Here is a 12,521-nt window from a genome sequence, read left to right as displayed (position 1 = left end):
GGCCCCGTGCGTGCACGGAAAGGATGGGCAGGGCTCCTCGCGCTGGCGTTGGGCTTTTCCCTCGCGGGCTCCTCATCGGCCCAGGAAAACAAGGCCCGTCTCGACGAGGGCATCCGCATCGACCAGCTCCAGCCGGCCTCGCCGGAGAGCCCCTTCCTTCGTGCGCTCGGGCCTCACGAGAAGGGCGCGAACACCATCGAGTTCGCGTTCGGCCTGTCGCTCGACTACGGTATGGGGCTGCTCAAGGCCGTCACGATCGACGATCAGGGCGACGAGACCGTCGCCGCGACGCCGGTGCAGAACGCCCTGCTCGCGCACGTCGGCGGATCGATCACGCCGCTGCCCTGGTTGACGGTCGACCTCGCGCTCCCCGTGGGGCTCTACGTCGGTGGTGACACGGCGGCGTTCGACAAGTACGGCGTGCTGGTCCGCCCGCCCGAGACGTTCGGCGTCGGTGATCTACGCGCAGGCCTGCATTTCCGGCCGATCAACAAGAAGGCCTTCACGTTCATCGCGGGCGGACGGTTCTGGGCGCCGGTCGGATCAACGACGTCGTACCTCTCGGACAAGAAGCTGCGCGCGGAGGTCGATCTCGGCGTCGCGAGCGAGAAGGGCTCGCTCCGGTGGGGATGCACGGCGTTCATCTCGCCCCTGTTTTTTATCGCCGTGCCGGGCTCCGACGGCGAGCGGATCGCGCTCGCGTGCGCCGCGCAGTACAAGGCCGCGTCGTTCCTGTGGGTCGGGCTCGAGCCGAGCTTCGCGATGTTCAACCAGACGCACGCGTACGTCGGCAGCGACAGCCAGAGGCAGGACGACCCTCCGAGCTCGATCGATCTGCAGATCGAGCCGCTCGCGTCGGTGCGGATGGCGTTCGGCGGGATGCAGGTCGGCGTGAGCGCCGGGCCCGGGTTCGGCGGCGCCGCGGGTTCGCCGGGTTTCCGTGGGGTCCTGAGCCTCGCGTACGTCGGCGGCGGGCGGCCGGCGCCGCTGCCGCCCAAGCCGCCGCCGGATCGCGACCTCGACAAGATCCTCGACGCCGACGACGCCTGCCCCGACGAGGCCGGGCCCGACAACGCGGATCCGAAGGAGCGGGGTTGTCCGTCGAGCGACAAGGACGGCGACGGCATCCGCGACGAGGAGGACGCTTGCCCGCAGAGCCCGGGCGTCAAGCACGCGAGCGCGGAGGCGAACGGTTGTCCGGACGTCGACAACGATCAGCTCCCCGAGCCCGTGGACAAGTGCCCGACCGAGCCCGGCGCGGCGCCCGAGGGTTGCCCCAAGTACGCGCGCCTCAAGGGCGATTCGTTCGAGATCAAGCCGCCGATCAGGTTCAGCAGGGGTGATGAGCTGACGCCCGAGGGGCACGCGGCGCTCGAGGAGATCGCGGCGACCATGCGCGCGAACCCGAAGATCGAGCAGGTCAGCGTCTCGCTCGGCACGAAGGGCGTGAGCGCGGATCTGAGTGACAGGCGCGCGCAGGCGATCATCTTCGTCCTGCGATCGGGCAGCCTCGACTCGAACCGCTACGAGCTCGTCCTGCGCGACGATCTCCGAGCGGGCACCGTGCAGGCGCGCATCATCAAATAACACGCGGTAGGAGAGCGCCGGACATGGCTACATCGAAGGCCGCGCCGTCCGGCTTCTCGCTCTTGCTCGTCGCGGCGAGCGCCTTCCTGGGGCACGCGCGCGCGCTCCAGGCGGGCTTCGTCTTCGATGATCGCGGGGCGATCCAGGAGAACCCGGTCGTGCAGGGGGGCCTCGATCTCGGGGCGCTGCTCGGCACGGATTTCTGGGGGCGGCCGCCGGGCGAGGGGCCCGGGACGTGGCGGCCGCTCGTCGTGTTCTCGTTCTGGTTGAACGAGCAGCTCGGCGGGTTTCATACGACGAACCTCGTGCTGCACGTGGCGACGTCGGTGGTGCTCGCGCTCGCGCTCGCGCGGCACACGGGGCGGACCACGTTCGCCGTCCTCGCCGCGATGGTCTTCGGCGTGCTCGGCGTGCACACGGAGGCCGTGGCCGGGCTCGTGGGGCGCGCGGACGTGATGGCCGCAGGGCTCGCGTGGCTCGCGTGGTACGCAGCCGGGCGCGCGGACGAGCCGGAATCTCCGCGAAAGCTGGCCGGCGCGGCGCTCGCGTTCGCGGGAGCGCTCGCCTCGAAGGAGTCGGCGATCGTCTTTCCGCTGTTCCTCGTGCTCGCCGATCGGACCCTCTCGCCGCCGGGGCGCGCGCCGCGGATCGTCTCGGCGCGGTACGGATCTCTCGTCGCGGCGGCGGGCGTGGTGATCGCGCTGCGGAGCATGGCCTTCGCGCCGCCACTCTCCGCGGTGATGCGGGAGGTCCAGGCGAACCCCCTGCTCGCCGAGGGGATGGGGACGCGGCTCTGGACCTCGCTCCGGCTCTTCGGCATGGCGCTCGGCAAGATCGTCCTGCCCGTGGGTTTGTCTGCGGACTATTCGTACGCGGCGATCCTCCCGGAACACTCGCCCTTCGCGTGGCCCGTGCTCGCGGGAGCGCTCGCGCTCGTCGGCCTCGTGGTCGCGGCGATCCGCCTGCGCCTGCGGGAGCCGCTGCTCGCGCTCGCGGCCGTGATGGTGCTCGTGCCGTGGATCGTGACGAGCCAGCTGCCCTTCGTGCTCCCGACGATCTTCGCCGAGCGGCTGCTCTACCTGCCAGCCGCGGGCTTCGCGCTCGTGATCGCGCGGCTCGGCGAGTGGGCGCTCGAGCGAACGCCCGGCGCGCTCGTGCCCGCCGAAAGAGCCACGAAGAAGGGGAAGAAGCGCGCGGCGCAGAAGCGGCGGGAGGAGGCGGATCCCGCGCGTTTGCGCTCGCTCGTGCTCGTGCTCGCGCCCGTGATGCTCGGCAACGCGGCGCTCGCGTGGGATCGTACTGCGGACTGGGAAAACGAGCGGACGCTGTTCGCGTCGGCGATCGAGGTCGTGTCGAGGTCGGCGCGGGCGCACCACAACTACGGCTCCGCGCTGCTCAACGAGGGCAAGGCGGCCGCGGCGATCGCGCCGTTCGAGGAGGCGTGCGAGATCCTGCCGACCTGGGCCGAGCCACACGCGCAGCTCGGGGTCGCGCTGCTCGAAGCGGGACGACCACGCGAGGCGGAAGAGCACTTCCGCAAGGCCGTGGAGCTCGATCCGGCCTCGCCGAAGGCGGTCTTCAACCTCGCGGTCTTCTTCGCCCGGGAAGGGAGGCTCGAGGAGGCGAGGTCGACCCTCGCGCCCTTCGTCGAACGTCACCCGAAGCGGTCGCGCGAGGCCGAGTTGCTGAAGCAGATCGAGGCGACGCTCCGGGCGCCACAACGCCCCTGAGCCACGCTCACTCGTCGTCGTCGTCCCAGCTTCGCCGCGCCGCTGCGGCGTCGCCTTCGGGCAGCGGATGCTCGTCCGTCGGGGCCGAGGTCTTGCGTAGCCGCGCGAGCTCGGCTTCCGCCATGGAGAGCCTTCGATCCGCCTCGCGCAGCCGGGTGCTCACCACACGCAAGACGCCCATGGCGATCTCGGCCGTGTCGTGCACCGCGGCGCTGAAGTCCTCGCCCGACACGCGCAGGAGCTCGACGGGCTCGAGGCTCACGGCGGTCGCCGCGCGTGGCTCTCGATCGATGATCGACGTCTCGCCGAAGACCTCGTTCGCGCCGAGCCGCACGACCTCCTTGCCCTCGACGCGCAGGCTGACCGAGCCCGAGATGATGAAGTAGAGCGCAGCGCCGGAATCCCCTTGCCGGAAGATCACCTCGCCGCGCGGCAGGCCGAGCACCTCCGAGGTCCGCGCGAGGCCCACGAGCTCCTCACCCGAGATCTTCGAGAGGATCGGCACTCGTTGCAGAAAGAGCACCTTCTCGATCGTCGTGTACATGCCGTCTCCCGCGTCCATCCCGCTCCGGCCCGTCTTCGCCCAGTACGCGGCCCACCGCGCGACGACACGGTCCGGATCGTTCGTCAGGCGCCGGAGCTTCTCCTCCGCGCCCTCGGCCCGCGTCTCGACCACCGCGATCGCCGCGGCCTCGCGCACCAGCGGATCCGGCGTCTCCAGCGCGGCGAGCGCGTCCTTCGCGCACGCCTCGATCCGGTGCACCGCGATCGCCTCGAGCACGAGCGCGGCGCGGTAGGGATCGCTCGACTGAAGCTCGGATCGAACGAAGGCCACGACGTCGACCATGCTCGGATCCGCGCCGCCGCGCGGCAGGCGCTCGGCGAGCTCCAGGTAACGCTCGAAGAGCGCGACGAGCCGGGCGCCGCGCCTTCGATCGAGCAGCGACTCGAGCACCTCGAAGGCGTTCGCCCGGAGCGAGCGATCCTTGCCGAAGACGTGCGTCCGCACCCCGGCCACCACCTCGCGCGGGTAAACGAGCTCGCAGAGGCGCAAGATCCGGATGAGGCCCTTGCGCAAGCGGCGCTCCACGTGCGCGTCGAGCAGCGGGCGCGCGAGGCGGGGGCGCACGAGGAGATACGCGTCGCGCTCGCGCTCGTGCGCCTGCGCTTCGCGCTCGATGCGCTCGCGGATCGGCTCGAGCGGCGCAGGCGGCGCGCCGAGGGCGAGGCGGAGCCGCGAGGCCGAGGCGAGCACCTTTTGCCGCACGCGATCGTCCGGTTCGTCCACGCGATCGAGAAGCGCGGCGAGCGCCGCGCTCGTGCCGATCCGCGACAGGAGGCGCGGCAGGGCGAGCCTCACGGTCGCGTCCGCGCCCGGATCGGAGAGCGTCGCCACGAGCCGCGGGATCGCGCGATCGCCGAGCGCCACGATCGCGTTCGCCGCGGCCTTGCCGAGCGTGTGATCGGCGAGCGCGTCGCAGAGCATCGGCAAGAGCTTCGGCGCGGCCACCGTCGCGGAGGCGGCGAGCGCAGCCTTGCGCACCTCGAGGTTCTCATCGGCGAGCAGCCGCGCGACGGCCCGCTCGAGCTGCGGTTGTCCGACCAGACCGAGCACCCGCGCGGCGATCACGCGCTCGGTCGGCGTGTCGCTGTCCAGGAGATCACGCAGCCTCGGCGCGCCTTCGAGCATGCCGCCGAGCCCGCCGTGGCGCAGCAGCGCCGCGATCGCCGCGGCCTGCGCGGTGTCGTCGCCTCCTCGTGCGGCGAGCGCGCAGAGCTCCTCGTGGGCGTCCTCGCCGAGCGCGTGGGCGAGCAGCTCGACGGCGATGCCTCGCACCTCGGGATCGGGATCTTCCAGCCGCTCGCGCGCCATCGTGGCAGCGTCGGGGTGCCCGAGCGCGCGGGACGTTCGGAGCGCCGCGGCCCGCACGCGCGCCGAGCCGTGCCGCGTGAGCGCCGGCAGCGCCTCGCGGACGCGCGCCGGGTCGAGCTGACGCAGCCTGTCGAGGGCGAAGAGCACCTGCGGCGCGTCCAGGCTCGACAGCGCCCCGGCGAGCGCGGCGATGGCCCTGCCGCCGCGCTGGGGCATCTCCGGCGTGAGCTTGCCGCGCAGGAGCGTGCCCTGCATCGCCTCCACGTAGCCGCGCCGAACGACGAGCAGGAGCGGCAGGATCACGAGGCCGAGCGGGATCGTCACGTAGCCGAGCTTCGCCGCGGCCGTGATGAGCGCTGCGCCCGGCTGCGCCTCACCTGCCGAGGGGCTGAACACGAGGAGCAACGCGGCGCCGACGCCGCAGCCGAGCGGCTTCATGATCGCCGACGCGAGCGTCCGCACCCGGTCCCGCATCGCGGCGGGGAACGGGAAGAGCAGGATCTGCAGCGTCACGTCGAAGATCGAGAACTGCAGCGCGTTGTCGCTCGCCTTGAGCACCGCCGCGAGCGGCATCGAGGGGAACGCGACGAGCAGGACCGTGCTCGTGATGAACGCGACGGGCATGGTCGCGGCGCCGCCGAGGACCCCGGCGCGCTCGAGCATGCGGGGCGTCACGACGAGCTGCACGAAGAGCCCGATGAGCCCGATCACCCCGTAAAACGTGCCCATGAAACGCGCGAGCGAGTCGCGATCGGGGTAGGTGGTGCGGGCGATGGCCTTGAACTGGTAATCGCCGACCGTGAGGACCGTGAAGACGAGCAAGATCGTCACGGCGATGCCCACCACGTACCGGGATCCGAAGAGCGGCGTCTTCTCGTGCTCGTGCGCGCGGGCGTGCTCGTGCGTGCGATGCGACGAGCCCATCCCGTGACGGCGCGCCGCGACGCGGCAGAGGAGCGCGACGCCGAGCAGCGCCGCGACGAGGACGAAGATCAGGTTCTCTGCGCCGATCACCGGCGCGATCGCGCCGGCGCCGAGGCCCGAGACCACCGTGCCCGTGATGTGGCCCGCGCCGATCAGGCCGAAGATGCGCTTGGCGCTGCGCGCGTCGTAGAGGTCCTGCGCGATGCTCCAGGAGAGCATGCCCGTCAGGTTCGCGATGACGTCCGCCCAGATCGCGAAGACGAGGTACGCGGCGCCGACGTCCTGGCCGATGAGCACGCGCAAGAGCACGTAACTCGCGGCCGCGCCGAGGGCGAACCAGGCGCCGAAGCGGGCCCGCGGCAGCTTCCGGAGGGCGCGCTCGTAGCCGAAGGCCACGACGGCGGAGACCACGCCGTAGGCCATCCACATCGGCGCGATCCACGTGACGGGGAAGCGCGTCAGGAAGAGCGCGTCACGCGCCGTGCGGCCGACGACGAGCAAAAGCGAGGACAAGAAGAGCAGCGTCGAGAGCAGCACGACGCGCTCGATCTCGGCCCGGCTGAGGGCGATGCCGAGCAACGACGACGCGGCGGCGTGGCGGGCCCCGTCCCGGTTCGTCGTGACGGTCCCCGGGCCCGGGCCTTCGTTCGGCAGGGGCGGTGCTGCGGTCGGGACGGGGGGATGGGACACGTAGGGTGAGAGGGTAGTCTACCGTAACGACAACGTCGCCTCGGTAGGCCATGGTGGGCGCCCGGCTCCCGATGTCGGGCGTGGCCCGAGTTTGGAGCCTTTCGTGTTTTCCGGACAAACGTTCGCGCGCCCCGGCGTCAATAATGCCAGGGGAATTTCTTGTAATCGGGTTTGCGTTTTTCCAGGAACGCGTCGCGGCCCTCCTGGGCCTCCTCGGTGCCGTAGGCGAGCCGCGTCGCCTCGCCGGCGAAGAGCTGCTGGCCCACGAGGCCCTCGTCGGGGAGGTTGAAGCCGTATTTCAGCATTCGCATCGCGGTCGGGCTCTTGCCGTTGATGAGCGCGCCCCATTCGAGCGCCACCTTCTCCAGGTCCTCGTGCGGGACGACCGCGTTCACCATGCCCATCGCCGCGGCCTGTTCTGCGGTGTAATCGAGGCCGAGGAAGAAGATCTCCCGCGCCTTCTTCTGGCCGACCTGCCGCGCGAGCAGGGCCGATCCGTAGCCGCTGTCGAAGCTCGCCACATCGGGGTCCGTCTGCTTGAAACGCGCGTTCTCCCGGCTCGCGAGCGTCATGTCGCAGACGACGTGCAGGCTGTGGCCGCCGCCGACGGCCCAGCCCGGCACCACCGCGATCACGACCTTCGGCATGAAACGAATGAGCCGCTGCACCTCGAGGATGTGCAGCCGCCCGAGCCGCGCGGCGTCGACCTCGCCGGCCTCGTCGCCCTCGTATTTGTACCCGTCCTTGCCGCGAATTCGTTGATCGCCGCCCGAGCAGAAGGCCCAGCCGCCGTCCTTCGGGGAGGGGCCGTTGCCCGTGAGGAGCACGCAGCCCACGTCCGGCGTCGTCCGCGCGTGCTCGAGGGCGGTGTAGAGCTCGTCCACCGTCTTCGGACGAAACGCGTTGCGCACCTCGGGCCTGTGGAAAGCGATACGAACGGTGCCTTGGTCCACGGCGCGGTGGTAGGTGATGTCCGTGAACGAAAAACCCGGCACCTCGCGCCATCGGGCGGGATCGAAGATCGCTGAGACGGTCATGAATCGGGCCTCCTCGCGGGCGCGACCCTACACGTCCGCCACGGCACGCGCCACAGGCGAGGAGGCGCGTTGTCAACTTGTCACGCGAGGAGCATCCGTCCGGCCAACTCGTCACGCGGGTAGGCTCCGTCCGGAGGGAATCACCTTCGCGCCGCAGGGTTTGCTCCGTGGCACGAGCTGTGCTCAAACAGGCGGGATGGATACAGCTTCGTCGTGTCTTGTGGGGGGACCTTCTTCCGGGAGATGTCGCGCGCGTCGGTGGGCCTCAGCGTCGCTCGTGGTCGCGGCGGGTTGGCTCACGGGTGGCGCGGCGGAGGCGCAGACGGTGGCGCTCCAGTCGCAGCAGCCCGTCATCCGGGACCCTCCGTCGAATCGCCCCGCGACGCAGTGGGACATCAACCGGCAGGAGTGCCTGGACCCCGAGGAGACGTTCACGTTCCGGCTCCAGTTCACGGGGTTCACGAACGCGTATTCGTTCGAGGTGTGGGGGTCGACGGTCGCCGGCATCGATTGCACGGACCCGATGCAACGGACGGGGCCCACGGCGCAATGTTTCCCGCTCAATCCGCCGAAGCTCCCGCAGGCGAACCCGCTGAATGGTTACGGGGAGGTCGTGCTGACGGCGCAAGAGATGGTGGCCGTGGATCAGGACCCCGACATCCAGGCCTGCGCGACGATGGGCGTCACGGGGGCGGAGAAGACGATCCAGCTCTTTTTCATGCTCTTCGGCAGCGGATCCGTGGTCAGCACCGCGAAATGGACGAACACGAAGTTCGACCTCTGGGGGCCCGCCGCGCCGACGAGCGTGTCCGTGACGGCGGCGGACGAGGGACTCGAGGTCGATTACGCGCGCCCCACGGACAACGATTTCGCCGGGGTCACGGTGTATTGCGCGCGAGGCGGCGCCATCTACCCCGGCGGTGAAACCGGGAACGGCGGCGCAGGTGGGGCCGGCGGCGCGGGTGGCGCGGGTGGCGCAGGTGGGGCCGGCGGAGCTTCCGTCGGCGCGGGCGGCGCGGGCGGGAGCGGCAGCGGGGCGTGCGCGAGCCCGTTCGTGGCGGGTCAGCGGCCCGATCCCTCGTGGAAGCCTTGCTCCGGCACGAATACGGTCACGGGGCTGGAGAACGGCGTCGAATACGCGGTCGCCGTGGCCTCCACGGACGCGCGCGGCAATGTCGGGCCCCTGTCGGAGGTCCAGTGTGTGACGCCCGTCGCGGTCGACGATTTCTTCGAGGTCTACAATGGGCTCGGCGGCAAGGGAGGCGGCGGGTTCTGCTCGGTCTCGACTTCGCCTCGGGCCGCGGGGCTCTTCGGGGGCGCGCTCGCCGTCTCCGCGCTCGTATTGCGGTTGCGACGGCGCAGGCGACAGGGGCGAGGGCGTCACGCAGGGCAAGAGGGGGCTTCGTGATGCGATCGAAAATCCTCGCTTCGGCGCTCGTCGGGATCGCCGCGCTCCTCGCCGCGGAGGGCGCGGAGGCGCAAACGAGAGGGGTCCGCGATTCGAACTGGCGGCAGCGGGATCGCGTGAGCGCGCGGCAGAACGGCAGCCCCCAGAGGTTCGCGTTCGAGCTCCGGTTCGGCCTGTATTATCCGGCCGTCGACGACGAGTTCGGCGGGACGGGCCCGTACAGCAAGTTCTTCGGCGACGCGGGCCGCTTCTATTTTGGCGGGGAGTTCGACTGGCAGGCGCTGCGGATTCCCTGGGTCGGCTCGCTCGGTCCCGGGGTCGGCATCGGATACACCTCCGCGTCGGGAAAGGCGTTCCTCTCGGGGACGTACGACGCCGCCGACGCGCAACGGGCCGGCGAGACCTCGCTCACCATTCTACCGATGCACGTCTCTGGCGTGATCCGCTTCGACGAGCTCTTTCGTCGCACGGGGTTCCCGGTCATTCCTTATGGCAAGATCGGCCTCGGCATGGGCCTCTGGTGGGTCGACGTCGGGGATGCGACGGCCGAGGTCGGCACGGGCGACGACGCGATCGCGGGGTATGGCATGAGTTATGGCGTGCACTGGGCGCTCGGCGGCATGCTCGCGCTCGATTGGCTCGGGCGCCGCTCCATGGCCGCGCTCGATCAGGAGTCGGGCATCAACCACGTGCACCTCTTCGGCGAGTGGTACAACCAGAACCTCGGCCTCGGGGGCAACCAGATGCTGGTGGGCACCTCGACCTGGGCCGTGGGCCTCACGCTCGAGATGTGAAGGCGGCTTGACGCCGCCCGCCTGCCGGGCGAATGCATCTTCGTGGGCAGCGATCTCTACGACGTGAGCATTCGGTCCTATCGGGAGTGGACGCGCGACGAGGCCGGGCGGCGGGCCCTCGCGTTCGGGCAGGGCGTCGAGGCGGCGGCGCGCTTCTTCGACGAGGCCGGGCCCTTCGTGGAGGCTCGATTCCACGTGACGAGTATCCACCCCGACGCGCCGGTCGCCTGGGATCACGGCTTCGTGCTGCGGCTCTTCGACGAGGCCGTCCTCGATTGCGAGGCGCCCGCGGGGGAGACGTTCGGGTACGAGAACACGCCTCTCGTCCGGGAGTTCAAGTCCCTCTGGGAGATGAAGCTCGAGCTCCCGAAGAAGCCGCCGGTCCTCGTCGTCGAGGTCCTGGCCAAGGAGCGGGGGCCTTCGCGCAATCGCAATCCGATGGGAGATACGGCGGAGATCGTCGCGTTCCTCCCGAAGCGCCTCGCGCCGAACATCTCGAAGCTCGGGCAATTCGACTCGCGCGCCTGGTCCGGGCCGACGTGGCGTGATTGTCAGGACGATCCCCGGACGAAACGCCCCCGGTTCGCGCAGGTTTTTCCTGTCCGTCGCTCGTTCGTCTCGGATGGGGCGCTGGAGTCCGTCGTCGCGATCGCGCCCCGCGCCGAGGGCGGCGTGTACGTGCTGAATCGGCACGCGCTCGTCGCGGTCTCGCCGGGCGGCGAGGTCTCGAAGGTGCTCGACATCGGGCCTGCGAGCGGGGGCGCGGTCGCTGCGTCGATGGTGGTGGATGGGGCGGGGAACGTCTGGATCGGCACGGGCAAGGGATTGCTCCTGCGCGAGCCCTCGGGCGAAGTGAAGCGTTTCGGCGCACAGCACGGGATCAAGAGCGCGCTCGGCGTGGCGATCGCGCCGGATGGGCGGGTCTTCGTCGGCGGAAAGGAAGGGCTCTTCGTCCGCGCGGAGGCCGAGGGCGCGTGGTCGCTCGTCCATCCGGATCTCGACGGCGAGGAGATCGGCGCCGTGTATGCGGGGGAGGACGGCACGATCTGGACGACGGGCCATAAAGCGGTCCACAGGGTTCGTCCCGATGGAACGGTCGACAAGCTCGGCAGGCGGCAAGGTGTTGTTTCTACCGTGCGATTGATCCCGCTCCCGGACGGCACGGCCTGGGTGGTCCCGTCGCTCGGCCCCGTCCTCCGCGTCGCCGCGACCGCCCCGAGCGCGATGCCCTGCCCGATCGCGCAAAACCTGGCGCCGGAGGGCCTCTACCATGGGTTTGTCGGCAAGGACGGGACGCGGCTCGTCGTCACGCGCAGCGCGCACGTGATCCGGATCGCCGAGGGCGCGGTCCCGCGCTATTTCGTATTCGAGAACACCTGCAAGGAGATCCGCAAAGAGACGATGTGGTTCCCCCACGTATGCCTTTCGAATGAGGGGGACCTCTACGTCACGACGGGGAAGGTGCTCTCGGTCGCGCGGGCCGGCGATCTCGCCGCGGCGGGGCAGGGGACGCCGATCAACGCGGATCTGCCGCATTTCGCGCACATCGAGCCGATCCTGCTCCGGCCCGGGAGCGGCCAGGCGTCGGGCGGGGACGTGGTCGATTTCAATGGGAGGACCGTGGTGCTCACGGGCACGCTGGGGTCGATGACGCGCGCCGAGGCGGAGAAATTGCTCGTGGCGCGCGGGGCCGTGCTCTCGGATTCGATCAGCAAGAAGACCCATTACCTCATCGCCGGGAGCAAGGCCGGGAGCAAGCTCGCGAAGGCCGAGCAGCTCGGCGTGAAGGTGCTCGGGGAGGACGCGCTGCTCGCCTTGAACCGGAAAAAAGCGCCGTCCGAGCTCTTCCCGATGTCCGATCAGCCTGGCGGGCCGACGGCGAACCTCGCGCGTGACCTCATGCGCAGGCTCGCGGAGTCGAGCGCGCCGATGACGAAGGAGCAGTGGAAGAAGATCCTCACGAAACACAAGAAGTTCTTGAATGCAGGCGGCGGGGGCGGGGCGTTCCATTCGCTGGAGGCGAGTGGCATGGTCATGGCCGTGTACGCCGACGCGGGCGGAGCAGACCGTGACGATCAGGCGAGCTTGCAGCGTCAAAGGTTCCCGGCCGATTTCGACGCGAAGAAGGCCCACCTACCCTGGGCGAGCGGCGTCGCCATGATCGCGGAGAAGGTCGATTTCTCCGGGGCGAACCTCTCGCACGGCAATTACACGGACGCCTTCATGGCCGGCGCGCGCTTCGACGGGGCGAACCTGTCGAGCTCGGATTTTTCACGCACGGATTTCTCCGGCGCGAGCTTCCGTGACGCGGATCTGAGGAGCGCGGATTTCGAGAACGCCGACCTCACGGGCGCGGATTTCACCGGCGCGAAGCTCGCCGGCGCGCGTTTCCCGGGCGCGAAGCTCGCCGGCGTGATCGTGTGATCGTTCGACCGAGGGCTTCGGCGCTTCGATTCGCTCGCCATACCTGATAGAGTA

At 70.2% G+C, this 12,521-nt stretch carries 7 protein-coding genes; 5 read left to right on the top strand and 2 right to left on the bottom strand.

What is annotated here, in order from left to right; translation table 11 throughout:
- The first annotated feature begins 6 nt into the window (after positions 1–6).
- Both GF068_RS06765 and GF068_RS06760 read left to right on the top strand, forming a co-directional pair.
- On the top strand, positions 7–1,587 hold the full coding sequence (locus tag GF068_RS06765) for an OmpA family protein (RefSeq protein ID WP_153818515.1): 1,581 nt from the start codon (positions 7–9) through the stop codon (positions 1,585–1,587).
- 23 nt (positions 1,588–1,610) lie between these two features.
- A complete protein-coding gene (locus tag GF068_RS06760; RefSeq protein WP_153818514.1) occupies positions 1,611–3,317 on the top strand; it encodes a tetratricopeptide repeat protein in 1,707 nt (568 codons plus the stop codon).
- A gap of 7 nt (positions 3,318–3,324) precedes the next feature.
- Here GF068_RS06760 and GF068_RS06755 read toward each other — a convergent pair whose 3' ends face one another.
- Together GF068_RS06755 and GF068_RS06750 are read right to left on the bottom strand one after the other, a co-directional pair.
- The gene (locus GF068_RS06755) at positions 3,325–6,804 is read right to left on the bottom strand and encodes an Npt1/Npt2 family nucleotide transporter (protein WP_153818513.1); all 3,480 of its coding nucleotides are present in this window, start codon (positions 6,802–6,804) and stop codon (positions 3,325–3,327) included.
- Positions 6,805–6,941: 137 nt separating this feature from the next.
- Positions 6,942–7,841, bottom strand: a complete 900-nt coding sequence (locus GF068_RS06750; RefSeq protein ID WP_153818512.1) for a 1,4-dihydroxy-2-naphthoyl-CoA synthase — start codon at positions 7,839–7,841, stop codon at positions 6,942–6,944.
- Between the two features lie 277 nt (positions 7,842–8,118).
- Between GF068_RS06750 and GF068_RS06745 the strand changes: the two genes are divergently transcribed.
- The 3 genes from GF068_RS06745 (at position 8,119) to GF068_RS46900 (ending at position 12,467) form a co-directional block, all read left to right on the top strand.
- On the top strand, positions 8,119–9,249 hold the full coding sequence (locus GF068_RS06745) for a hypothetical protein (protein WP_153818511.1): 1,131 nt from the start codon (positions 8,119–8,121) through the stop codon (positions 9,247–9,249).
- On the top strand, positions 9,249–10,043 hold the full coding sequence (locus tag GF068_RS06740; RefSeq protein ID WP_153818510.1) for an MXAN_2562 family outer membrane beta-barrel protein: 795 nt from the start codon (positions 9,249–9,251) through the stop codon (positions 10,041–10,043). The genes GF068_RS06745 and GF068_RS06740 overlap by 1 nt, the downstream gene beginning before the upstream one ends.
- Positions 10,044–10,106: 63 nt before the next feature.
- Positions 10,107–12,467: a pentapeptide repeat-containing protein gene (locus GF068_RS46900; protein WP_153818509.1), complete on the top strand. Its 2,361-nt coding sequence runs from the start codon at positions 10,107–10,109 to the stop codon at positions 12,465–12,467.
- Positions 12,468–12,521 lie beyond the last annotated feature (54 nt).

The sequence above is a fragment of the Polyangium spumosum genome (genome assembly GCF_009649845.1).
Taxonomy (GTDB): domain Bacteria; phylum Myxococcota_A; class Polyangia; order Polyangiales; family Polyangiaceae; genus Polyangium; species Polyangium spumosum.
The sequence above is the reverse complement of the archived record's forward strand: the minus strand, read 5'-3'. Positions and strand labels throughout refer to the sequence as shown.

Excerpts from the sequence above, each read along its gene's own strand:
- GF068_RS06760 (WP_153818514.1), top strand. The coding sequence starts at position 1,611 with ATGGCTACATCGAAGGCCGCGCCGTCCGGCTTCTCGCTCTTGCTCGTC.
- GF068_RS06750 (WP_153818512.1), bottom strand. The coding sequence starts at position 7,841 with ATGACCGTCTCAGCGATCTTCGATCCCGCCCGATGGCGCGAGGTGCCG.
- GF068_RS06740 (WP_153818510.1), top strand. The coding sequence starts at position 9,249 with ATGCGATCGAAAATCCTCGCTTCGGCGCTCGTCGGGATCGCCGCGCTC.